Source organism: Providencia sp. Je.9.19, assembly GCF_051129765.1.
Classification (GTDB): Bacteria; Pseudomonadota; Gammaproteobacteria; order Enterobacterales; family Enterobacteriaceae; genus Providencia.
Genome location: NZ_JBCPSS010000001.1, coordinates 953,390 through 976,272, shown reverse-complemented (window position 1 = coordinate 976,272; position 22,883 = coordinate 953,390). Strand labels below are relative to the sequence as shown.

Sequence of the window (22,883 nt, the reverse complement as noted above, 5' to 3'; positions counted from 1 at the left end):
GAACAAAATAAGCCATATTTAACACTAATTTGGTATATTGCCATAATTGTTTATAACTTCACATTGTGAGGTTTTTTTGTAGAGTTAGGAGCATCAAATGGCGATTGAGAGTAATGTAGGTTTGGCGGGCATCGTCCCGGCTGATGGTCTGATTGATGTTAATGGGTTATGGTATAATCAGAAAGACTTAACTTTAGACGGTTATAGATTTATTGGTTGCAGATTCGACCTCTGCAGCCTTTATATAAGTACAACGAGGTTTGAGCTTATAAATTGTTTTATTGATGACAAGACATTAACATATTATTCAAATGAAATATTAAAAGTTATAAAGCTTTTTAATTCAAGAAATAAAGCAATGTATGATAATTACCCATACTTCGCCCCTATGAGAAATATTGATGGAACCATTACAATATCAGGGGAAAAGTAATGGACTCTAATTTAAAGGCCTACTTGGAAACTAAGTTATCATTAAATCCTGCAAAGAGTCAGATTTATTTAATAATTCTATTGTTGTTATCATTTCTTCTTACGGGATTGGGGATATTTTTTCTTTGGCATGATAAGTTAATAGGTCTTTTACCAGCCATTGCAGGGTTAATACTAATAGTTATCTCTATTGTTGGATGGTTTTTTTCACAAAAATCAATTGACTTAGATCAATGCATACCAACAACCATTATGAAAGATAGCAATGGAATGAAAGTATCCACTGACTCTAGGTCTCTTAACTCAAAGCAAATGATGCAGGGCTTAATTGGCTTGATGGAATCTATTAATACCAGAGAGAAATTACCAGAACCAGATGGGCTTGTTGCCGAAAATGGTAGTGTATGCGCTGATCTTGACTCGTTAAAAAAGGCAAATGAAATGACTAATCATATAAACCAGCAAGCCAAGGAAATTAATCATGAAGCAGCATCTAGTTTGGAGTCCGCATTTCTAGTAAGAAATAATGATAAAACAATCAATGAAATAATGGCTGATGGTGCGGCAGTAAATAAAATGATTATAGATAATAAGTAGCAAGGATTATTCAAAATATCGGTACATGTGCGTTAGGAAACTTTAATAAGACTCTTTCAATACATTTTCCAATAAAGCCATTTCGAAAAACAAAATATTCTAATAATGAATTAAGGCTGCGTATTGTGTGGTCTTTTTTCGTATATAGCCACCACAAATCACTATCAACATGTTTAATTACTGCAATGACGTTGCTGGTGGCTTTCTATTTAAGAGAGGTATTAAGTGAAAGCAATCCAAGTCACAGCCTTAAAGCTTAATGGCTCTATTTCATTTGAGGTATATCAGCAAGGGAAATTACTTATTAAAGATACCTTTAGTGGCAAGTCGGTTGCTGAATTTAACAAAAAATACAATGTTGATTGCATTTCGCAAGAGGTAACTGTTGTGACCACTTATTGCGATAGTGACACAGTAGAAATTTCAGTTAAAGTCATTGGCTAGTTAACAGTAAATACAATAATCTATCTCTGGGTACCCAACAAAGGAGATAGAAATGTTTGTAGATAATAACTTAGTGCCAGATCCAGATAATGAAGGTTGGGTTTTGGGCTGGGGAGTAGTCAAGTATGAACCATGGCATTTAGATAGCGTTCATGCGACAGAGACTCAAGCAGAATTAAGGGCATCATTATTAGGTGTAGATTACAAAATTTATTATGGCTCACACAAACTACACAGTGACGACTTTGTATGGACTGTAGTGTCTTAATTGTTGATATAAATATTATTTATTTAAGGTCACTTTGGTGGCCTTTTCTGTTTAAGAGAGGTAGTTATGAGTAAGAAAGATGATAAGCCTTATTTTGTCAATAACACCCTTAATAGCTTAGAGCTTGAAGATTGGCTACTACAGCAGAGCTTGTTTGTTGCTCGATACAATAAGCTTCAAAAAGAAAAAGCTACCCTACTTGAGCAGCTTAAAGAAATTGAAAACGAATTAGATGTTATAGATAAACACCCGTTTGTAGGAGCTTCGAGTCTTCCTTGGGTGCCCAATCCGTATCTGGAAAGTCATCGAGTGGATAAGGTTTAACAGGTAATTTCATCCCATTTAAGAATGTTTGAGCATCAGTGGGAATATTCTCTTTTCGTAATTCTCTAGCAATTATCAGCATGCTATCGTTAAGTGACAACTTTCGAATGTCATTTAGTGCCCAGCCTGTTTTGCTTAATATTAAGTGGTGCAAGGCTTTTTCGTTTTCTAACGGAGAGTAAAGGGAGCCATTCTTACTCCGATAATCAGCTAATAGGCATTCAAGGATAAAAATTTGCTCAATTCGGTGCCAAAGCTGGTCGGTTCGATAGTTGTTTTTCCGCTCTAGTATTGAATCTGGCTCTTTACTATTTCTACATACTCTCATTTTTATCATGAGAAACAATTGCTCATAGTCATTCATCAGTATTCTCACACCGAAGTTAATCAGCCATCCCTTCGGTAAGTCACATAGGGCTGAACCTCTAACTTAACTTAAATATCAATTAAATTCATCAATCACACTAGCTGCTATAGCTGGTGGCTTTCTATTACTTTAAGAGAATAAATAATTTATGAGCACATCATTAGGGATAACCCTAGGTGCTGCTGGCGGCGGTGCTATGGGTGGGTTCCTTATTGGTGCCGATTATGGTGTCGTGCTGGGAGCTATCATTGGCGCGTCTGCTTCCGTCATTGCATCTAAAGATAATAACCGGCGAAAGATACTGCATTTTATTCTGGCGCTTGGTGCGGGGATACTCATTGCTAAAGAAGCGTCTGAGTTTATTGCTCAAGTATGGGGATGGGATATTAGCTCAAAAATAACAGCGATTGTGATATCTGCTTTATTAATACCCGTGCTAGTGCTGGCAGCAAATAAAGACAACCTCAGAAAGCTGTTTAGCCGTATCGCTGCATCCATAGACAAAAACTTTAGCGGTATCGTACAAGCCATTAAAGATTGGCGAAAAGGGGGCAACTAATGGATACCTTCTTTTGCAGTATAAGCCAGTTAGTTGATTGGATTGAATTACACCCATGGGATGCGGCTGATATTTCGTTCATGCTTACTTCAGCGGTGACGGTATTTCTTTGCCGTTATGAAAAAAGCAGAGATTCGGTAGTTGGTGCCATTTTAATTATTTGTTGGGTTTGTCAGATAGGGGAAACGATATACGGAGGGCGAATATCAGCGCCTTCAGACGTGTTATTTGATGGTGTATTTTTTGTCGTCATTTTCTCCGCTGGCGGCAACATCATGTCGGTAGTGGTTATTAGTAAATTAATCGCTCGACTCAAATCAATCTGGTTGCTCATGAAGCGGCCTTTTACTTTTATGGTGAAGAAATGACAGAACCTAAATGGTTAATTGAGGCTAAAAAAGAAATTGGCGTATCTGAGCATACCGATTCAGGCTCGAAAGCTGTAGATCAGATGTGGATTGATAGCAAGCTGCGCGGGTTGGTTGGCACTGCGAGAAAAGTTCCTTGGTGTGCTGGCTTCGTCAATGCCATGTTAGAGCGCGCTGGTATTCGCTCAACTCGCTCTGATTCTTCTCGTTCATACCTGAATTATGGCGTAAAGCTATCCGAACCCAAATACGGTTGCATTGTTACTTTCTCTCGTGATGGAGGCGGTCATGTCGGTTTCGTTGTTGGCAAAACAGAATCAGGCTCATTATTGGTATTGGGTGGTAATCAATCTGATGCTGTTAACATTAAAGCATTCAAAACAGACCGTGTAACTGGTTACTGTTATCCCGAAGGTGTGGAAATCGATAGCAGACCGCTACCAATTGGTGACGCTGCTTTGTCAGTAAAAGAGTCGTGATATGAATTCGCTAACTAAAGTATTAGCGAGTGCTTGTTTGATCCTCATTGCTTGGCTTGGTTGGGTAATGCATGATTACGGGAACTTAAAGGATGATTACATTTCACTGAAAAAAGATAATGTTCAATTGGAAAGTGATAACGCCAAACAATCCGAAGCTATAGCTAAGCAATCATTTGAATTCAATCGCTTCAACCAAATATCTACCACGGCCTATCGTTATGGAATTACCACTGATGCGAATTCAGAAAATAGAGTTATCGAGTATCGAAAAATACTCCAAAAAGAGCCTACCTGTGATTTGTATATTCCTGATGATATTGGTAACAGGCTGTACAACTACGCAAAAGAGCTACGTTCCAGCGCAATGCACGCCGATACCGGAAACATTGACCCAACCCATGATAGTGCCATTACCTCCAGCAAGATAACGTATTGTCAAGCGGCACTTTGGATTGACCCTCTGATATCAACGATAGATGGTGGTAATGCACGGTTTAGAGCAATACGAGAAATTGAACAACAACGGCAATAAAAGCTAACTCATTTTAACTGAGTCATACTTATTAACAATACGACGGTCTATGTATTTTTGTGGCGCATAAGAGGTTATTAGCCTTTGATATATTATAAAAGGAACATCTGCATATTTATCTGTGCTTGTGTGGTGATAGCCAATGTAGAGAGTTTTAGTCTCATGGTTGTAGGCAGCTGAATGAACAGTAGGTGAGTTTATATATGACTTATGCATTTGAATCAATCCAATAAAAATAGCCAATTAGGGGGCTATAAATGAGGGTTATAAATTTCATCGTTACAAGTTAATTGTCGGCATCATTTAAGAAAGCTTTAACGTAAGTTCGAGCCTCTGAGAAATCAGGGCTTTTTAATAATAAAAAAATAGCCCCATGATAGTGAGGCCAAACACTGCATTGCTGTGTGTGATATTTTTGCAGTGGGGTAAATCTTTTTTTTAGTAGGCAAGGATTGTAGTGAATTTAGATTAAGTTAGTTAATATTTTGTTAATTGAAAGTAAGATTAAATTATATTTCGGTCAATAAACTGTATTTAAATGTAAGCATTATTCGCGAATATATCATCCAAGGAAAACAATATGTTTAAACATGAATTAGGTCAGGTTGTACAAGCAACCATCAGTGGTGAAAAGCGACAAGTCAAAGGCCGCGCTGAATATCAGAACGATGCTAATCAATATTATGTCCATTACTTATCAGCGGATGGTCGAGCGGTGAACGCATGGTTTGAGGAGGGTGAGCTGTCACCAGCTAATCAGCAGCATTAATTTTATAAAGTTTTACAAACGTCATTCATAGAGCGGCAATATTAGTTACCTAAATTATTAGATAATTATCATCTACAAATCGCTTCATATACAATTGTTTATTCTTAGCGGCAGATAATCGTTGATAAGTGATCATAGGGACGTTTCTATATTGATAGGTGCCCTTTGTGTGATAAGTCACTTCAAGTACTCTAGATTGGTCATCATAGCCTATGGAGCAGATACTGGGTGAGTCGACATGATATTTAAACATCGCAATTGCCTTCATTTAAATCGTAAGAGTATTGACGATATAGAGCTGTTTCTCTTAAGAATGCGAGCGCAGATCACGCTCTTAGTAAATGATGTCACTCTTCTAAGGTGTTTTCAGTAAAATGTGACATTGGTTTGATTTATTGCAAATAACCATACGTTAAATATGAATTTGTTTGACATTTGAATAATTATCGCTCTCGTGTTTTAGGTTTGAGTTAGCACTTCATCTGCTAGATACTCATAGCCATCAGCTAATCACTGGTGGCTTTTTCATTTGTGGAGACAGTTATGCCAAATAAAAAAGAAATAGCCACCCTATCTATAAAGATATCAGTCGATAGTACTGATTTAGATAAGCTAGAAGCACAGCTAAAACGCATTGCTGGGCTGATGGTCAGAACAGGACTGAAGGAGCCAGCGAAAGGTGGGTTTGTTATTGATCCATACTTTGGCGTTAATGACGGACAGGTGTTTATTAATAGCGCATTCATAACATCGACAACCATTAGCGATGCCATGCAAAAAGCTGCAAAAGAAGGCGCTAGAAGAGGTGCTGAGCAAGCGCGGTTTGAAATAACCACAGGTATTAATGATAACCACGAGCAATCATCCGCTATGGCTAAGCTTGATGTTAGTGAAGTTGGCGGCGTTGTCTATGTTGATAGGTTAGAAGCTGTACCACTAAGCAAAGCGGCTAAAGCTACTATTGCAAGTATTAGCGAATCAATATCTCATGAAGAGTCTGAGTTCGATAAGTATAAGCAACAGGTCGAGGCTAACTTTAATCAATTGCAGGCTTCTATTACAGCTATACAGCATACGCAAGCTAGTTTTGAGATGGCTAATGCTAGCGCTATTGAACAGATTCGGGCTGATATTCAATCGGCTAAGTCTGGGTGGTTGTAATGCCACCTCGCATACCGCGTGCTTGCCGTAAACATGGCTGTAGCAAGACAACAATAGATCGCAGTGGTTATTGTGATGAGCACATGAATACAGGCTGGGAATCCCACCAGCAAGGCAAGAGCCGACATCAGCGTGGTTATGGATCTAAGTGGGATAAGATACGCGAACGAGTGCTAAAGCGTGATAAGTATCTGTGCCAAGACCACTTAAACCAAGGGCTGGCAGTAGAAGCCAAGACAGTCGACCACATCAAACCTAAAGCGCATGGTGGTACTGATGACGATAGTAATCTCCAGTCATTGTGTTGGCCATGCCATAGACGCAAGACGGCAACAGAGCGAAATCATAACCAATTGAAATAAAACGGTTATTTTAAATAGTCACGCAAATGATAATGATTATCAATAGTAGGGAGGGGCGGGCAAAATCTCTACCACTCTTGCCCTAAAGTACCGCCGCCTTACCTTTTGTTATATCGCCGCAGGTTAGAAAACTTTTTTTGGGGTTCCCCCAAGCAATTATTAATAGGAGGTACCTATCATGGCTGGACCACCTAAAACCCCGTCACACTTGCAATTGGTGAGGGGTAACCCATCAAAAAGACCCATCAATAAAAAAGAGCCAAAACCCCCATCAGGGGTTCCCCCAACACCGAAGTATTTTGATAAGCGGGGGAAGTATTGGTTTAAGCGGATGGGGGAAGAATTAAATGCATTAGGTGTAATGAGCACGCTCGATGCAAAAGCATTAGAAATGCTCGTTGAGGCCTACGTTGAGTATCGGCATCACTGCGAAACGCTTGATGAAGAAGGTTATACCTATGAAGTGATTTCCGCGATGGGCGATAAGTTGAAAAAAGCACACCCAGCTGCTGCAATGAAAGCAGATGCGTGGAAGCGTATTCGTACGATGTTAAGCGAATTCGGTATGACTCCAGCGGCCCGCACCAAGGTCACTATAAATACACCTGCCGAAGAAGATCCTTTCGAGGCATTTTTGAAGCGCAAATGATGAATGGCAACCGTAACAGATGGAATTCAGTACGCCGAACAGGTCGTCGCTGGAGAAATTGTTGCGTGCGAATTGGTGCGTTTATCGTGCCAACGGTTTTTAAATGATTTAGAGCATGGCCCTGAGCGTGGCATCTACTTCATTGAAGAACGCGCACAGCACATACTCGATTTTTATAATTTTATCCCTCACGTCAAAGGGGCATTAGCAGGAAAACCCATTGATTTAATGCCTTGGCATACTTTTATACTGATTAATATCTTTGGCTTTGCTATTCCATTGATTGATGAGCTCACCGGTGAGCAGGTTCTTGATGATGATGGTGATACGGTGCTTGTTCGCCGATTCAGAACGGCATTTAATGAAGTGGCCCGTAAAAATGCCAAATCAACCCTTTCTAGTGGTATCGGTTTATACATGACAGGCGCTGATGGTGAGGGTGGGGCTGAAGTTTATTCAGCCGCGACGACTCGCGATCAGGCACGAATTGTGTTTGAAGATGCAAAGAACATGATTAAAAAGGCCAAAGCGACACTTGGACGCCTATTTGATTACAACAAACTCGCCATATACCAGGAGCGAACCGCTTCTAAATTTGAGCCGCTTTCCAGTGATGCCAATAACCTCGATGGCTTGAATATTCACTGCGGTATTGTCGACGAGCTGCATGCACACAAAACCCGTGATGTGTGGGATGTGCTTGAAACCGCAACTGGTGCACGTTTGCAATCTCTTCTTTTTGCCATAACTACCTCGGGATTTAATAAAGAGGGTATTTGTTATGAGCTCAGAGATTACGCAATCAAAGTGCTCACGGGTGTTGTCGAGGATGATACGTTTTTCGCGATCATTTATACCCTTGATGAGAAAGATGATGATTTTGATGAATCGGTTTGGATAAAAGCCAATCCGGGACTAGGTGTCTGTAAGCGATTTGATGATATGCGCCGGCTAGCTAAAAAAGCTAAAGAGCAAGTTGCTGCACGGCCTAACTTTCTAACTAAGCATTTAAATAAGTGGGTAAATGCCGAATCGGTTTGGATGGATATGGGTAAGTGGGAAAAATGCCCCGTCAATGCGCCCGATGATGAGTTGAAAAATTACCCTGTTTGGGTGGGTGTGGACTTGGCCAGCAAAATTGACGTTGCCGCCGCAATCAAAATGTACGAGGACAATCAAGGTAAAACGCATATCAAGTGCAAATTTTGGATACCTGAAGAGCGCATTGAAACAGCCCCCAAACATATTGCGGAACTTTATCGCAAGTGGGCGAAGATGGGACACCTAGAGCTCACTGATGGTGAAGTTATTGATCATGATATTATCAAAGATGACATTCTTAAATGGTGTGAAGGTGACGAAGTGCGTGAATTGGGCTTTGACCCATGGAGCGCAGTGCAATTTTCTCGCCGACTAGCCGAAGAAGGTGTGCCGCTGGTAGAAGTCGCACAGACAGTGAAAAACATGTCAGAAGCGATGAAAAGTGTTCAGGCTGATGTGTATTCGGGTAAATTTCATCATGATCACAACCCCATGATGACGTGGATGTTATCTAACGTCACAGTTAAACCTGATAAAAACGAAAATATCTTCCCGAATAAATCTACCGCTGAAAACAAAATTGATGGGCCGGTTGCGTTATTTACTGCAAAAAGCCGTCAATTGGTGGGTGGTGGAAATGATACCCCTGATATCTCAGGATTTATAGACAACCCAATCATAGTAGGTATCTGATGAAACATAACAAGGAACCGGGGCGCATAAAAAGTGCGCTTCTTAACTGGTTGGGCGTACCAATATCGCTAACCAATGGCGGTTTTTGGCAGGAGTGGAGCGGAGCAAGTAGTAGTGGGAAAATTGTTACTGCAGATAAAGCTATGCAGCTTTCTGCTGTTTGGGCTTGCGTGAGGTTGCTTAGCGAGTCGATATCAACGCTTCCAATAAAAATTTACAAGAGTGAAAATGATGGCTCTAGAAGTTTGGCAAAAGATCACCCTGTTCATCGCTTGCTTTGTAAGCAACCCAACATTGAAATGACACCATCTCGGTTTATGTTAATGGTTGTGGCCAGTTTGTGCTTGAGAGGCAATAGCTTCATAGAAAAAAAATACATAGGGTCTAAGCTAGTTGCTTTACATCCTTTATTACCCCAAAACATGGTTGTGAAGCGTAGTGATGAAAACGGAATGCTCGAGTACCAATATACCGACCCGCTGACGCAGAAAAAAAGAAATATTGATTTAAAGCATATGATGCATATTCGTGGTTTTGGTATGGATGGCATTTGCGGAATGATCCCTGTTCAAATGGGGAGAGATGTGATTGGTTCTGCTTTATCAGTTGAAGAATCTGCAGCTAAAATTTTTGAGAATGGTTTACAAAGCTCGGGATTTTTATCATCAGACTTATCCCTTAATGACGAGCAACGTGAACGAATTAGAAAGTACCTTTTAAGTTTTGTCGGTTCAAAAAACGCCGGGAAAATGATGGTTCTTGAAGGAGGGATGAAATACAACAATGTCACTATGAATCCCGAAGCCGCTCAAATGCTTGAAAGTCGAACCTTTAGCATTGAAGAAATTTGCCGCTGGTTTCGCGTTCCGCCCTTCATGGTGGGTCATATGGATAAACAAAGCAGTTGGGGGGCTAGTGTTGAAGGGATGAACATGCAGTTTCTTACCAATACACTAAGGCCACTACTTGTGAATATTGAGCAAGAAATTAGTCGTTGCTTATTAAGTGGTGATGATGATTATTATGCTGAATTCTCTGTTGAAGGATTACTCAGGGCTGATAGTGCAGGTCGCGCCAGTTATTATACTACTTCACTACAAAATGGTTGGATGAGTCGCAACGATGTTCGGCGACTGGAAAATTTACCCCCTATTGATGGCGGTGATATTTATACTGTTCAACTTAACTTAACCCCTATAGATCAGTTGGGTAAAGAGAATACTGGTACTGAATCTGAAAAGCTTAAAGCCCAGTTGGCTAACTGGTTATTCCCCGAAAGCAACCCAGCAACACCCACCAAACCTCAACCCGAGGAGTAAATTGAATGAAAAAGAATCATCTGCCGGTTGCGCTGGAGGGAAATCCCTGCGCGTCAATCAGCTATGAATTAACCCCCAACGCCTTAGATAAATGGGATGGCAGCATTAAAGCCGCCAGTACCGACAATACAATTTCTATCCTTGATGTGATTGGTGAAGATTATTGGGGGGAGGGCGTGACCACTAAACGCATTGCGGCGGCATTACGGGCTATTGGTGATAACGATGTAGTGGTGAACATCAATAGCCCTGGTGGGAATATGTTTGAGGGGTTGGCGATTTATAACCAACTTCGCGCCCACAGCGGCAAAGTGACCGTGAATGTGCTGGGCATTGCCGCCTCAGCGGCTTCTATTATCGCGATGGCTGGGGATGAAATTCAAATGGGTCGTGGTGCCTTTTTGATGATCCATAACTGCTGGGGTGTTTGTATCGGAAACCGTCATGATCTTGCCAAACTCGCCCTAGATATGGAGCCCTTTGATAAATCGATGTGCGATATCTACATGGCGCGCAGCGGTCAAGCTAGTGACGCTATCAGTCAGATGATGGACAACGAAACCTACATTGGCGCTAACGATGCGATTGAAAAAGGCTTTGCGGACAGTTTGTTGTCAGCGGATGTCATTAATGATGGTGACGAAAGCCCACAAGCCGCCATTCGTAAGCTGGATGCGTTGCTCGCTAAATCGAATACCCCTCGCGCTGAGCGTCGAAAATTAATTAGTGCATTAACCGGAAGTACGCCGGGCGCTACTTCTCACTCTAACGGTACGCCAAGCGCTACCTCTGAAATTAACCCTGAAACCCTTTCTGAACTGGAAAAAGCCGTTAGTGCCTTTTCCGTTAAACGTGACGGTCTTGGTCTTACCTTACAAAATATCAATGATAATCAATCTGCTTACTACGATATTAAAGATAAAGAGGGCGTTAGGCGCGCGCTCATAGGTTACGGCGGTGCGGATAATACCCTGTCGATACTCAATAGTCACACGGGTTATTCGGTGCAATTAGCGGCTGATGGTATATTAAAATACCGAGGAAATGCTGTATTACTCTTGGGGGACTTTGGTGTTGGTGGAAAATCTCAAAATTTAAATGGCATATCCGATGCAAACTGCTTTATATCCTATTCTGGTGCAAACGATGCAACACCGCATGGGTTTCCAACAAACGGGGCGGGCATGCAAAGCGTATATGCCGCCGCGAGACGTGCTCAAATATTTCAAGCACAGGCGAACGGTAAATTTTATAGTCGATTTTCAGTCGTTGCCGGAGCTGATACCACAACCGCTTGGAATGAACATTACACGACAGCGAACACAACCAAAGATTCTAATGGTAACTTAAAAGCCGCATCCCCGATTGTTAAACTCTTTGCTGATGACATTGAGTTAAACGAAGAATCCGAAGGTGTTGAAATGGAACACCTTGGTGTTGGCCATTACCTCATTAAAGGCGTTGTCGGTTTTAATGCCGATGGTGCATGGGGTATCAATAACGGCTTTGTTATTCCTCAAGACCATAACGGTAAAAACATGGTCCTCATTGATTACGAGGTGAGGCCTGATGGTGACATTGAAGTTTTTGTTTTCCACCAACAGAATGCAGATATGCCAGAACGTTTCCAGAATAAGCGCATCAAGCACTTTGATGAAGAGGGTGCGCCTGTTTACTTCGAAAACTACGAGGCGTGTGACGTACCCGAATCGCGCTGGATAGATATGCGTGTCGAAATGCCACCTAACTCCCTCTACAATCAAAAGCAAGCTGAAGCTGAGAGGCTCGCTAAGCTAGAAGCAGAGCGATTAGCGAAAGAAGAGGCTGAGCGTATTGCTGAGGAAGCGGAAAGGGCGGAGCAGGAAGCTACCACGCAGGCAGAAGAGCAATAAAAATTAATGCGCCAGCTCGAGTAGTTGGCGCATTTAGATTATCTATCAAAATACCCCACTTCAGCTTCTTGGGTTTCAGAAAGTCATAAAAAACCTTCTGCAAAACTATTTGTTATACATTGATCTTTAAGGGGTTTATAAATCGATAATAACCAGTGCTTTAGGTGGCTTTATTTGATGTATATCGTTATTTATCAGTATGTTGATTAATTTATCTTATTGTGGTGTTACGTCACATGGGTTGGGTTGAAGCGGCTGACTTAATCGTTAAAGGTATGGAAGGCGCAATCGCGGCTAAGACTGTAACTTACGATTTCGAGCGTCAATTAGAAGGCGCTAAACTACTGAAATGTAGCGAATTTGGCGACGCAATGATTAAACACATGTAATTTATTACGTGGTGTGATTAATAACGGGAGCTTAAAAACTCCCGTTTGTTTTTTGTACAAATTAAATCTTCCCCAAAATCCCACCAAAACTTCTCCCCAAAATAGGCTAAGAAATAAGCGAGCTAAATTGCAATCACTTGCCATTTTTTTCCACGATCATCATTATACTTATCAGTCATTTTTTGCGATTTATGATCCATATAAAGTGCTATAGCTGTGAATGAAATAAACGAAAAAAAGAATGCAATAGAAAGAGCATATCCTAAGTCAGCCATAATAGATGAATTCCTTTCTAATCGAAGTTGTAAACGCTATACATAATTTAAATATTTATAGCCATCGATTAGCTGCTGGTATGTTTTCATTTGTGAAAAAAGCGATATAGGAAATTGGACATCTAGGATAAAAAAAGCCCTTCATAGAAGGGCATATTTAATGGAATGTACAAATAGTAATTATTATAGTGTTGCGAGTTATCCATAACTTGCAGTGAGATAGTATCACCAGTTATTGCTTAATCCAAATCGGAGTATTAGTTGTGAGCGATGCTCAGCATTGTAACTTACGATTTCAAACGTCAGTTGGAAGGCTCTAAATTACTGAAGTTTAGTGAGCTTAGCGACGAAATGTTTAAGCACATGTAATTTATTATCTGTTTGTATTACAAATTAACACTGTGGGTGTTCTCTATGATGGTTTTTTTGACTATTGCTATTGCACATTTTATTGCTTTGATAAGCCCTGGGCCAGACTTTTTACTGATAATAAAAAGTACCCTGAATAATAAAAAGCGAGTTGCATTTGGTGTTATTTCTGGGATTGTTGTCGCAAATGCGATCTACATAGCTCTATGTATGGCGGGGGTTGGCGCTATATTGGCGAAGTCAATTACGACAATGATTATTATAAAGTTATTTGGTGGATTATTCTTAATATATATCGCATGGCAGGCTCTACGAGCAAAGAAGCAGGATTATGCCTTTTTGATGGTTAATGCAAAAGAATCTAAAAATGAATGTATTCAGAGCTCATTCAGCAGAGAATTTATGATTGGGCTGTCATCAGGCTTACTTAACCCTAAAAATTTATTATTCTATTTAAGTCTATTTACTGTTGTGCTCGATAGTCAGGATAACTCAACTCTGTTTAAAGTCGGTATCGCCGTTTGGATGGTTGTGGCTGTATTGGTCTGGGATAGTCTTGTTATGTACATTTTAACTAGGCCGATGATTCGTAATCAATTTAGCCGCTGTGCTTATTGGATTGATAAAGTTGCTGGTGTCATCTTGGGTATTATAGGGCTGAAAATTGTGCATTTAGCGTTTAAAGAGACTGCATACTTAAGGTTATTTTTGAATAATAAATAAAATCATTTAAGAGACTCGTAGCGACAGATGTAGAATAACTAGCGATAGAAAAGGTTGGGAATGTAGATATACAAAATTAATATAAATATATTATTTTTATATATTGCAATTTATGAAGTTCAGGAGTAGTAGTTATGTTAATACCTTCTTGAAAAGATGTTCGGTAACCTAGGAGGCATTGCATGCATACTGATAACATAATTTCCCAAGTAGTAGGATGTAACATTAAAAAACTAAGGAAGGACGCAGGCTATACAATTAAACAGCTTGCACAATTAATTAATAAAAGTGAACAACAGTTACATCGATATGAAAGAGGGATAAGTAAAATTGATGTAGATACATTAACTGCTGTATTGAAGGTATTAGATGTTAATATAGCGGACTTTTTTACTCAATTAACAGGGGATGAAATAAATGTTGATTCAACAGGGCCCATATTCGTGACTCAAAATAAGTATTTAAATGCCAAGCTAGTCTTCGAAGTTGAAACGGCGGGTATTAACTACTAATCGTGATCGATAGCGCCAGTTGCAATAGTTGGCGCTACCTTTAAAATTTTTTATCAAAATATTCTACAGTTTCAGTTTTTGTGCCGCAGGCTGTTAATTGCAATTCTCCGATATCTCTTGAAGCATTTTTCTTAAAGTTCAAATAATTAATTTTTATTTATCAGATGCTGAATAAGATCTTTGTGAGGTTGATTAAATCCAAAAGGTTGCATTGGATTTGTTTAATTGAATTACTTAATAGCCTCAACTACTTTTTTAGTTGTAGAGGTTTTCTTTTCAATACTATCTTTTTTTTCAAAACTATCATTTTTGATTTTTTTTGAATCAATATCTAAGGCATTATCAATTTTATTCGTTGTTTGTGTTTTAACTGCTTTTTGAGTGTCACAATTACCAGAAATGCCGATTTTTTGATCGAGCATTTTATTTCGAGCTGCTTTTTTAAAATCACATTCAGCAAATGTGTATGTCGATAGTGCAAGTAATGAGATTAACAATCCTACTTTTTTCATAAATAATATCCGACAGAATAAAAAGGGGATGATAAGTTAAAATTGATATAAAACAAGCAAGTAAATGTTACAGAGTTTTGTTTTTTTAAGATTTTGTCAGTTTATCATATTGTAAGTAAATATACCTAAATGAGTATATTGAAAAAGATGAATGATTATTTATCTGTCAGCTCACATGTGCAGTTACTTATATAAAAACCATACAGCCGTTATCTTGCAGTTTCTCTATAATTTTTGGCTTCTGGGTGAAATTGTTCCATCGTAAGTCGAGCTTGGCTAGCTGTGGCAAATTAATTAGGCTATCAGGTAAAGATGTAAGTTTATTTGCACGTAAATCTAAGTATTGGATGGGTAACATTTCACCTATTGACTCAGGTAATGTAGTTAATTTATTGAATCTAAGATTTATTGTTGTGACGTTTTTTAGTTTAGATATATTTGAAGTGATTTCTTGAATTTTGTTATTATTTAAATCCAAAACTCTAACTTCTTTTAAGTTAGCGATATCATCAGTAATTTCTGTGATCAAGTTATTCATTAAATGTATTTCTCGAGCATTTATAAGTTCTGTTACAGAGCCAGAGATATCCGTTATCTGATTGTTATATAACCTCAATTCTCTCACATTCTTTAATGCAGATAACCAATGAGGTAGTTGTTGTAATTTATTATCAGTTGCATTGAAATATAATAAATTTTGTAGTGCAGAAAAAGAGTCAGGTAAGTAATTAATGCCATTATCACTGATATAAAGAAATTTTAGTTTATGAAGCTTACCTATTTCATTGGGAAAGTGGTCGATGTTGTTATGCTCCAGATCAAGCATTTCTAGATATTTTAAGTTTTCTATTATTGCGGGAATCTTAGTTAATTGATTACAGGATAGGTTTAAGACTTTTAATTTTCACATTGACTCAAATGCGATGGAAACAGCGTTAGCATATTGTTATAAGCACTTATTACAGTATATAAAAATGGTGACTCAATGCATGAATCTATTTCTATATGACTCCCTGAGTCTAAATTTAACTCAGATTTTGATGTTGAGTGCTGGTGTAACATACCTATTCCTTTTTATCCTATTGCATCGAGTATATATGGTAGGTTACTTCATTAATTTTAAGAAGCTAATAATTTAGCAAAGCAGATTAAAATGGATATTTATTATGCGATAGCTTAGCTTAAAACATAAGATAAATTAATATCAGTTTATTCAGATGCTCCTACAAATCAATGGGCCGTATACTATGTGTAGGTGTATAATTACGTAGAATTTAAGCGTGAAATAAAGTAATAACCTAAGACTGTCTTTAATCAATATTTAAAATGCCAACAAAGATAAAATGTATTGAATATAGGTTAAGGTCATAGTTATACTGGTGTGCATTTGTACAGTATTCATAATTATATGAGGGAACAACAATGTTAAAAGTTATTGCAGAGGATTTTATTAAAACTGAGGCATTAGATATTGTGCGACCACTTTATGCAGAACTGGTGGCAGCAACGAAGCGAGAGCCATTATGCATCAGTTATGATTTATATATTGATCAAAAAATTCCGGGACATTTTATTTTTATTGAAGAATGGCCAAATCAAGAAGCGCTTGATATCCATTGTGCTTCTGAGCATTTCAAACGTTTGGTCCCGATGATTAATCAATATAAAAATGCAGAACCACGGTTTCTTTTGATGAATAGTTTTGACAAGTAATTGTTGATGAGTCACTTCTACTGACATATAGCTAAAGTAGGGGAGAAAGTGAATTTATTTCAATTTTCTCTCTTTATGCATAAGCGTTGATGTCTTTTAGTAAGATAAAGCTAATTTGAACGCTATTTAGTTAAATTTATATCCGCGACTAGTTAATCATCAGTTGAACCCTATATAAGTTAGTAAATTAGCTTATATAGGGTATTTTAGTTGCTATATTTTAACTTGGAAAAGTAAGTTGCAATCCAGCGCCGACTTCTTTTACAGGGGCGTATTTGGCTAAATGAATTTTGGCATCGAGATCTGTACAGTGGCACGGGTGAATATGGTCTAAATCTTGTTGATTAAAATAATTTCCGGTCAAGTTTAAAACTTCATCTGATGCTTTCTGTAAATGGAAGCCGCCTATAACAGTTACAATTTTATCTATATTTGTTATTTCTTTTGCATATTCAACGATATTACAAATACCTGAATGTGAGCAACCTGTGATAATGATCAGTCCTTCTGATGTTGTTATTACAAGGGCCGTATCATCCAATACATAGTCATCTATACTGTTATTATGCTGATCTATAGTCGTTCCAATCGGTTCTTTTCCTTCAAAACTATTATTTCGTGGAATTTGTCCTAAGAAAATGACATTGTCGGATATAGGATAAGGTTTCGTGGCCTCAATACACTCAAAATACGCTGAAAGTATATTTTTAGTTGTATTAGTGCCAATGATTTTTGCTTGATAATTTTTTGGACGTAGCGCATCAGGGTGATAAATTAATGACTTTTTTTGTTTTAATTCAATATTTCTGCGGTCAAAATGTTGGAGCAAATGGCTTAGGCCCCAAGTGTGGTCATTATGACCATGTGAAAGGGCTAAGTCGGTTATATTCGCAAGATCTATATTGAGTATTTGAGCATTATTAATGAAAATATCTGAATAACCTGTATCAAATAGTATTTTTTTACCATCGGCTTCGATGTAATAGCATACTCCAGGTTCGCCACAGAAATAGCTATCTATTAGTGTATTATTATCAACAAGCACAGTTATTTTTAGCGTCATGTTTTGCTCATACGGTTAAAATTTGAATAATTATTAATGTTATATCAGATAAAATATTAAAAATATTCAATACAATTTAAATAAAAAATCAGATAAGACTAGCTATGTTTAATATGGATGAATTCGACACTTTATATGTGAAAATAGCTAGATATTAGTATGAAATATCGATATCTAGCTATCAGTATAATTCCTTAAGCTAAGGCTTTTATTTTAGATTGATGGTTTTCTTTTGATTCATCTTCAGATTTTTTTTCAAGATGGAAAATAGAAATCACGTTTTCTAATAAATTTGATTGAGACTCAAGAGCTATCAATGAGGTTTGTAATTCTCTCGTCATTGTTGCATTTGCTTGTGTAGTATTATCGAGCTCATTAATGGCTAAATGGATTTGACCTACACCATGAGTTTGTTCATTCGAGGCTAGTGCAATATTTTGGATCATTTCATTAATATTGGATGTATCTTGTGCAATAGATACAATATTATCGTTAGCGTCAGCGGCAAGTTGGAAGCAATGGCTAATTTTATCATTGGAGTTATTGATCAATAATTTGATTTCTTTTGATGCTTGAGTGCAACTAATTGATAATTCGCGAACCTCATTAGCAACAACGGCAAACCCTTTTCCGTGTTCACCAACGCGAGCAGCTTCAACCGCTGCATTTAGTGCTAATAGGTTGGTTTGAAAGGCAATATTATCAATTGTTGAGGTTATTTTGCTAATTTCTTTGGAGAAATCAATAATCTCATCCATATTTTCAACAACATCTGAAATAAGCGCATTACTTTTTTCAATGGTAACACTGGTTTCAGTCATTAATTGGCATGATTTATGAGTGTGAGCGGTATTAAGTTTAAATGATGAGTCGAGTTCTTCCACACTTGCTGCAGTTTCAACAATTGCAGCAGCTTGCTGATCTGCTCGAATAGAGAGATCTTGATTCATCTGGGTAATATCGTTGAGTTCAATTCTTATATGATGGGTATTTGAGTGAATGTTTTTCACAATATCAATAAGTTTACTTTGCATATCAGAGACATGTTGTTTAAGTGATTTTATTTCTGCTAATCCTTTATTATCAAAATTATGATATAAAATTCCTTGGCTTACTTTTTCAATGCCTTCAATGACTTGGTTTAATGGGCGAACAAAGAAGTATTGCAATATAAAACGAATAAATAAGGTCACAACAGTGACGACTAAAAGAATAATAATCATGCCGATAATGCTTTGTCTATAAAGTTGTTCACTAGCGACAGCAATTTGATGATAGTTGTTATTTAATTGTTGATGATAATAATTATAATTTTTTTCAAAGGAATCTTGAAATGCTTGAGTGGGTTGGTTTAAAAAATCATAAGTCTTTCCTTGAGTTAAAAATACAGAGAGCTCATTAAGTGCGGCATAAAGTTCTTTATAGGATTTTTCTAGTTCGGTAAATGTTGCGTTATCTTTATATTGTGAAACGGAAGAGAAAACTTGCCAATGCTCATCTGTTTTAATCATCTTTTTATGATAAAACTGAATTAAACTATCGATGTCAGTATTGGACGTTTGCATTTTATTAATAATAAGTAAATGCCTTGAACTGGCTCGATTAAGTGTATTACGTGCTTGTAATAGCGATTGCCATGTTTCATTCAGTTGAGATTGTTCATTATAAATAGTGTCGAGTTGGTCGAGTGTCGATTGATACTGTTTTAAATAACTGAAAAAAAACCAGCATGACGAGAGCAACAAAGCAATGAGAAGCCCAGAGATAAACCAAACAAGTGTTGTCGTTTTAAGATTCGAAAATGAGAATCGAGCTGATCGAAGTTTTAAATGCTTTGAATTATCAGATATCATTAATTATTTCCTTTCATACCATCGAGTAGCATGTTCTGAATACATACAAATTAAAGACTTATAAACATAACCTTGCTAATCACCTTTAATAGGTAGATTAAAAAGTTATATGCAGTCGCGCGAAAGCATCAGGCGTAGGACCAATTAAAGGTATCGGCATTAAAGATGGATACTTTATAGTCAATAATATGAGTTATGTCATAAAATTGGCTATAAATAGAAGTTTTCAAAGTTGTTATATTTTTAAACTCAAAAAATGGTAGGAATTATTGTGATTTATTGCTATCCATGAGGCTTTTAATTTTACAGCATTGAGTGATAATGAAAGTATAATTTTAGGGCTTTATCTGAGTATTTTATGTTATCTCTATTATTGAAGTGTCTTATCGGCGCCTTAGCGGTGTTTTTTATTGCATTACTTTCTCGTAGCAAAGTCTACTATATAGCAGGGCTTGTTCCCTTGTTTCCAACCTTTGCGCTTATCGCTCATGTGATTGTTGTTCAAGAGCAGGGAGCAGATGCATTAAAAAAAACAGCACTGTTTGGTTTATGGTCTCTCATCCCTTATGCAATGTATTTGCTAACCGTCTATTTATTTGCAACAAAATTACCTGCCTGGACTTGCTTAAGTATTGCAACATTGGTGTGGGTCGTTACCGCTATCATTTTGGTCTATATATGGCAGCTAGTACAGTAAACTTGGATGATAATAAGCGTTAACTTTATTAATAAAAATTGATAATTATCAATTCATTTTTCTTGTCGCAAATTGTTACAAGTTAACTATAATAAGTAGCAATGTTTCCATTTAGTTTTACTGTGAAAAAATGCTATTAAGATCATTAGTTTTAATTCTTGTCGCTGGTTGTGCATATATCGCCGGTATCATGACAGAAGTCTCGTTAGAATCAGAATATGATACTGAGAGTAAAGTAAAAAGCTCAGTTGAAGACTTTCTTGCGTACCCTGGTGCGGCAAATTATAAGAATGTTAAATACTATGTTCTTACCAAAAGCGAAGAAGGCGAAGAAACGGGATATTATTGTGGTGAAGTTTTCGGTTTTGAACATGAACTTCCCCATGGTTATAAGCGGTTTATTATTAGGTTACATAAGAATCGAATGGGTAAGGTTATGGTTTCCATTCCTTTTGTCGAAAAAATTGATGATATCATTCCAGCAGAACAGTTTGAGTCAGTTTGGAACCGGTATTGCCATCGCTCTTAATTTGAGCATCTAGACTGAAATTTATTTATCAGTCTAGATGTTACGTATTAGCCTATTTTTATCGCTAACGTTGCTAGGAATGTTGGTAGATAATTATCAATAATAAACCGTGGTGTTGGTTGCCAGTCTTCTAAAAAACCTGCAATATTAAAGCCCGCGTTTATTTGTCCTCCAATTAAGTCCGTTAATGAATGTCCAAACACAAACGCTTCTTGTTTCTGATGTTTCTGAGCGATTTGTTCTGAAGATAGAGCATCTAATTCAGAGAAAGGCATTTTAAAACGAGGCTTAATAATATCTTGCTCTTCTGGCTTTTTTTCACGGTCATCAACGAATACTATAGGATTAAAAAAGCTGGCTAAGAGTTTTCCATTAGTTTTTAAAACTCTGTGGCATTCCTGCCAGACAGGATTAACATCGGGAATATAAAGATTAGAAATTGGATGAAATATTAAATCAAATGTTTCATTGGTGAAGGCGTGAAGAGAGCGCATATCCCCTTGAACTATTTCGAGTTCAAGATTATCTCTAACTGCAACGAGCCTGTCTTGTTCTAATTGTTTGGTAGACAGGTCAAATACAGTCACTATTGCACCAGCTGCTGCTAATATAGGGGCTTGTTGGCCACCAGCCGAGGCTAAGCATAAAATTCGTTTGCCTTTGATATCACCTAGCCACTCTTTAGGTAATGGTGTTGGTGTTAAATGGATATTCCAATTTCCTTGTTTGGCTTCTGAAATTGTTTTTGTATCAACAGGGGTAGACCATATTTGCTGTGATTCAGCTTGTTTATCCCATGCTTTTTGGTTCGCAGTAATAAAATCAGACATAAAGTGTACCCTCAAATATATTAATAAGTGAAAGTATAACTAATGCCCAGTAAAATTAAAATAAAATGTACTCAAAAGTACAAAATAGTGTGGTGTTCAATAAAACTATATTGGTAATTTTTATTTTAAAATGCTTTGATTAATGACTTTGAACTAATAAATATTCAGTATCGTTATAGTTAAATTTGGCTATTTCAATCATGCCTAATTTATGATGTGCCTGTATTGATCTTAGATTATCCGTATTAATAAAAGCGACAGCTTTACCTGTATTTCGGGTGCAAATATATTGATATAGTGGCTCGAGAATATTCTGCCCTCTAAACTTTTTATCAATGCAGACTGGGCCATAAAACCAGTTATTGTTTATGACTGATGGATATTCTGTCATGATTAAATGCGCGATTGGCGGTAGGGCTGAACTCATTAAGCTGAAACTAAATAGAACCCCGATAATTTTATTGTCTAATCGGGCAACTACGACGCTTAATGAATGAGTAAACATCGCTTCTACTTTAGGTAGAGGGAACTCACCTAATAGGCCACCGTGTTGTGATTGTGAGTTGGCTTGTAGGAGTTGAGCAACTTCATTACAATCTGTTTTTGTCATCAATTGATAGTTTATAATCATTATTCTTCCAATTCAGTTGTTTATTTGGATAAACATTAGGTTAGGCTAAAGTGTATATTAAGACAAATAATGCATGTTTAAATTATGAATTTTTATTCGATGTAGTTGATTGACATCATATTGTAATAGCTCATCATTAATCGCATAATAACGGACATATTTATCTCTTCGTTAACTAGAAAAATGCTAACTAAATTATATCCGATTCTACTGCTGATTATTTCTAATGTATTTATGATGTTTGCTTGGTATGGGCATTTGAAATTTACAACTAAACCTTTGTATAGCGTTATTTTTTTTAGTTGGCTTATTGCATTGATTGAATATTGCTTTGCGGTACCTGCAAATCGCCTAGGACATCAGTATTATAGCGCGGCTGAATTAAAAACGATGCAAGAAGTGATAACATTATGTGTATTTGCCGTATTTTCAGTGCTTTATTTAGGTGAAAGTATCACTATAAACCATATCATTGGATTTATTTTGATTATGGCTGGCGCATTTTTTATTTTTAAAGGTCCCTTTTAA

Annotated in this window: 31 protein-coding genes and 2 pseudogenes; 23 read left to right on the top strand and 10 right to left on the bottom strand. The window is 37.4% G+C overall.

Annotated elements, in window-relative coordinates:
- Positions 1–97: 97 nt before the first annotated feature.
- From AAZR93_RS04590 to AAZR93_RS04570, 5 genes are all read left to right on the top strand, one after another.
- Positions 98–433 carry a hypothetical protein gene (locus tag AAZR93_RS04590; protein WP_434719098.1) on the top strand — a complete coding sequence of 112 codons (336 nt, stop codon included), beginning with the start codon at positions 98–100 and terminating at the stop codon, positions 431–433.
- Complete coding sequence (locus AAZR93_RS04585; protein ID WP_434719097.1) at positions 433–1,029, top strand: hypothetical protein; 597 nt, start codon at positions 433–435, stop codon at positions 1,027–1,029. Before AAZR93_RS04590 ends, AAZR93_RS04585 begins: the two co-directional genes overlap by 1 nt.
- Before the next feature lie 225 nt (positions 1,030–1,254).
- On the top strand, positions 1,255–1,473 hold the full coding sequence (locus AAZR93_RS04580; RefSeq protein ID WP_434719096.1) for a hypothetical protein: 219 nt from the start codon (positions 1,255–1,257) through the stop codon (positions 1,471–1,473).
- A 52-nt stretch (positions 1,474–1,525) separates the two neighbouring features.
- A complete protein-coding gene (locus AAZR93_RS04575; protein ID WP_434719095.1) occupies positions 1,526–1,741 on the top strand; it encodes a hypothetical protein in 216 nt (71 codons plus the stop codon).
- 66 nt (positions 1,742–1,807) lie between these two features.
- A complete protein-coding gene (locus AAZR93_RS04570) occupies positions 1,808–2,065 on the top strand; it encodes a hypothetical protein (protein WP_434719658.1) in 258 nt (85 codons plus the stop codon).
- Here the strand turns inward: AAZR93_RS04570 and AAZR93_RS04565 are convergent.
- Positions 1,977–2,393 carry an ECs1072 family phage-associated protein gene (locus AAZR93_RS04565; RefSeq protein WP_434719633.1) on the bottom strand — a complete coding sequence of 139 codons (417 nt, stop codon included), beginning with the start codon at positions 2,391–2,393 and terminating at the stop codon, positions 1,977–1,979. The two genes, AAZR93_RS04570 and AAZR93_RS04565, sit on opposite strands and share 89 nt — an antisense overlap.
- A 187-nt stretch (positions 2,394–2,580) precedes the next feature.
- Here AAZR93_RS04565 and AAZR93_RS04560 point away from each other — a divergent pair, with 187 nt between their 5' ends.
- Genes AAZR93_RS04560 through AAZR93_RS04545 form a run of 4 tightly spaced genes read left to right on the top strand, consistent with a single transcriptional unit; the run spans position 2,581 to position 4,373 of the window.
- Positions 2,581–2,991, top strand: coding sequence for a putative holin (locus AAZR93_RS04560; protein WP_434719094.1), 411 nt, complete (start codon positions 2,581–2,583; stop codon positions 2,989–2,991).
- On the top strand, positions 2,991–3,359 hold the full coding sequence (locus tag AAZR93_RS04555; RefSeq protein ID WP_434719093.1) for a hypothetical protein: 369 nt from the start codon (positions 2,991–2,993) through the stop codon (positions 3,357–3,359). Before AAZR93_RS04560 ends, AAZR93_RS04555 begins: the two co-directional genes overlap by 1 nt.
- Positions 3,356–3,838, top strand: coding sequence for a TIGR02594 family protein (locus AAZR93_RS04550; RefSeq protein ID WP_434719092.1), 483 nt, complete (start codon positions 3,356–3,358; stop codon positions 3,836–3,838). Before AAZR93_RS04555 ends, AAZR93_RS04550 begins: the two co-directional genes overlap by 4 nt.
- Before the next feature lies 1 nt (position 3,839).
- On the top strand, positions 3,840–4,373 hold the full coding sequence (locus AAZR93_RS04545; protein WP_434719091.1) for a hypothetical protein: 534 nt from the start codon (positions 3,840–3,842) through the stop codon (positions 4,371–4,373).
- Between the two features lie 3 nt (positions 4,374–4,376).
- Here the strand turns inward: AAZR93_RS04545 and AAZR93_RS04540 are convergent, their stop codons facing one another.
- A complete protein-coding gene (locus AAZR93_RS04540; protein WP_434719090.1) occupies positions 4,377–4,589 on the bottom strand; it encodes a KTSC domain-containing protein in 213 nt (70 codons plus the stop codon).
- A gap of 364 nt (positions 4,590–4,953) precedes the next feature.
- Here AAZR93_RS04540 and AAZR93_RS04535 point away from each other — a divergent pair, with 364 nt between their 5' ends.
- Complete coding sequence (locus tag AAZR93_RS04535) at positions 4,954–5,142, top strand: hypothetical protein (protein ID WP_434719089.1); 189 nt, start codon at positions 4,954–4,956, stop codon at positions 5,140–5,142.
- Between the two features lie 49 nt (positions 5,143–5,191).
- Here the strand turns inward: AAZR93_RS04535 and AAZR93_RS04530 are convergent, their stop codons facing one another.
- Entirely contained in the window at positions 5,192–5,395 is a 204-nt protein-coding gene (locus AAZR93_RS04530; RefSeq protein WP_434719088.1) for a KTSC domain-containing protein, read from the bottom strand.
- Between the two features lie 290 nt (positions 5,396–5,685).
- Here AAZR93_RS04530 and AAZR93_RS04525 point away from each other — a divergent pair, with 290 nt between their 5' ends.
- From AAZR93_RS04525 to AAZR93_RS04495, 7 genes and pseudogenes are all read left to right on the top strand, one after another.
- Complete coding sequence (locus AAZR93_RS04525; protein ID WP_434719087.1) at positions 5,686–6,303, top strand: hypothetical protein; 618 nt, start codon at positions 5,686–5,688, stop codon at positions 6,301–6,303.
- Positions 6,303–6,665 carry an HNH endonuclease gene (locus tag AAZR93_RS04520; RefSeq protein ID WP_434719086.1) on the top strand — a complete coding sequence of 121 codons (363 nt, stop codon included), beginning with the start codon at positions 6,303–6,305 and terminating at the stop codon, positions 6,663–6,665. The genes AAZR93_RS04525 and AAZR93_RS04520 overlap by 1 nt, the downstream gene beginning before the upstream one ends.
- 178 nt (positions 6,666–6,843) lie before the next feature.
- Positions 6,844–7,314, top strand: a complete 471-nt coding sequence (locus tag AAZR93_RS04515; protein WP_434719085.1) for a phage terminase small subunit P27 family — start codon at positions 6,844–6,846, stop codon at positions 7,312–7,314.
- 3 nt (positions 7,315–7,317) lie between these two features.
- Positions 7,318–9,048, top strand: a complete 1,731-nt coding sequence (locus tag AAZR93_RS04510; RefSeq protein ID WP_434719084.1) for a terminase large subunit — start codon at positions 7,318–7,320, stop codon at positions 9,046–9,048.
- Positions 9,048–10,367 carry a phage portal protein gene (locus AAZR93_RS04505; RefSeq protein WP_434719083.1) on the top strand — a complete coding sequence of 440 codons (1,320 nt, stop codon included), beginning with the start codon at positions 9,048–9,050 and terminating at the stop codon, positions 10,365–10,367. The genes AAZR93_RS04510 and AAZR93_RS04505 overlap by 1 nt, the downstream gene beginning before the upstream one ends.
- Before the next feature lie 5 nt (positions 10,368–10,372).
- Positions 10,373–11,206: pseudogene (locus AAZR93_RS04500) on the top strand (head maturation protease, ClpP-related); the annotation flags it as partial.
- A 1,274-nt stretch (positions 11,207–12,480) separates the two neighbouring features.
- Positions 12,481–12,648: pseudogene (locus AAZR93_RS04495) on the top strand (NADP-dependent isocitrate dehydrogenase); the annotation flags it as partial.
- A 122-nt stretch (positions 12,649–12,770) separates the two neighbouring features.
- Here AAZR93_RS04495 and AAZR93_RS04490 read toward each other — a convergent pair.
- A complete protein-coding gene (locus AAZR93_RS04490; protein ID WP_434719082.1) occupies positions 12,771–12,923 on the bottom strand; it encodes a hypothetical protein in 153 nt (50 codons plus the stop codon).
- 414 nt (positions 12,924–13,337) lie between these two features.
- Between AAZR93_RS04490 and AAZR93_RS04485 the strand changes: the two genes are divergently transcribed.
- Together AAZR93_RS04485 and AAZR93_RS04480 are read left to right on the top strand one after the other, a co-directional pair.
- Positions 13,338–14,015 carry a LysE family translocator gene (locus tag AAZR93_RS04485; RefSeq protein ID WP_434719081.1) on the top strand — a complete coding sequence of 226 codons (678 nt, stop codon included), beginning with the start codon at positions 13,338–13,340 and terminating at the stop codon, positions 14,013–14,015.
- Positions 14,016–14,197: 182 nt separating this feature from the next.
- Positions 14,198–14,527 carry a helix-turn-helix domain-containing protein gene (locus tag AAZR93_RS04480; RefSeq protein ID WP_434719080.1) on the top strand — a complete coding sequence of 110 codons (330 nt, stop codon included), beginning with the start codon at positions 14,198–14,200 and terminating at the stop codon, positions 14,525–14,527.
- A 230-nt stretch (positions 14,528–14,757) separates the two neighbouring features.
- On the opposite strand, the gene AAZR93_RS04475 is transcribed toward AAZR93_RS04480, so the two are convergent.
- Together AAZR93_RS04475 and AAZR93_RS04470 are read right to left on the bottom strand one after the other, a co-directional pair.
- The gene (locus tag AAZR93_RS04475; RefSeq protein ID WP_294105677.1) at positions 14,758–15,039 is read right to left on the bottom strand and encodes a hypothetical protein; all 282 of its coding nucleotides are present in this window, start codon (positions 15,037–15,039) and stop codon (positions 14,758–14,760) included.
- 187 nt (positions 15,040–15,226) lie between these two features.
- Positions 15,227–15,889, bottom strand: a complete 663-nt coding sequence (locus AAZR93_RS04470; RefSeq protein ID WP_434719632.1) for a leucine-rich repeat domain-containing protein — start codon at positions 15,887–15,889, stop codon at positions 15,227–15,229.
- Positions 15,890–16,461: 572 nt separating this feature from the next.
- Between AAZR93_RS04470 and AAZR93_RS04465 the strand changes: the two genes are divergently transcribed.
- On the top strand, positions 16,462–16,752 hold the full coding sequence (locus AAZR93_RS04465; protein ID WP_294105683.1) for a putative quinol monooxygenase: 291 nt from the start codon (positions 16,462–16,464) through the stop codon (positions 16,750–16,752).
- Positions 16,753–16,972: 220 nt separating this feature from the next.
- On the opposite strand, the gene AAZR93_RS04460 is transcribed toward AAZR93_RS04465, so the two are convergent.
- Positions 16,973–17,815 carry an MBL fold metallo-hydrolase gene (locus AAZR93_RS04460; RefSeq protein WP_434719079.1) on the bottom strand — a complete coding sequence of 281 codons (843 nt, stop codon included), beginning with the start codon at positions 17,813–17,815 and terminating at the stop codon, positions 16,973–16,975.
- Between the two features lie 194 nt (positions 17,816–18,009).
- On the bottom strand, positions 18,010–19,668 hold the full coding sequence (locus AAZR93_RS04455) for a methyl-accepting chemotaxis protein (protein ID WP_434719078.1): 1,659 nt from the start codon (positions 19,666–19,668) through the stop codon (positions 18,010–18,012).
- Positions 19,669–20,026: 358 nt separating this feature from the next.
- Between AAZR93_RS04455 and AAZR93_RS04450 the strand changes: the two genes are divergently transcribed.
- Both AAZR93_RS04450 and AAZR93_RS04445 read left to right on the top strand, forming a co-directional pair.
- Positions 20,027–20,365, top strand: a complete 339-nt coding sequence (locus AAZR93_RS04450) for a GlpM family protein (protein ID WP_294105692.1) — start codon at positions 20,027–20,029, stop codon at positions 20,363–20,365.
- Between the two features lie 130 nt (positions 20,366–20,495).
- Positions 20,496–20,894, top strand: coding sequence for a hypothetical protein (locus tag AAZR93_RS04445; RefSeq protein WP_294349883.1), 399 nt, complete (start codon positions 20,496–20,498; stop codon positions 20,892–20,894).
- Positions 20,895–20,941: 47 nt separating this feature from the next.
- Here the strand turns inward: AAZR93_RS04445 and AAZR93_RS04440 are convergent, their stop codons facing one another.
- Positions 20,942–21,724, bottom strand: coding sequence for a class I SAM-dependent methyltransferase (locus AAZR93_RS04440; protein ID WP_434719077.1), 783 nt, complete (start codon positions 21,722–21,724; stop codon positions 20,942–20,944).
- A 139-nt stretch (positions 21,725–21,863) separates the two neighbouring features.
- Positions 21,864–22,355: an N-acetyltransferase gene (locus AAZR93_RS04435; protein ID WP_434719076.1), complete on the bottom strand. Its 492-nt coding sequence runs from the start codon at positions 22,353–22,355 to the stop codon at positions 21,864–21,866.
- Positions 22,356–22,538: 183 nt separating this feature from the next.
- On the opposite strand from AAZR93_RS04435, the gene AAZR93_RS04430 reads away from it, so the two are divergent.
- Complete coding sequence (locus AAZR93_RS04430; RefSeq protein ID WP_294105701.1) at positions 22,539–22,883, top strand: DMT family protein; 345 nt, start codon at positions 22,539–22,541, stop codon at positions 22,881–22,883.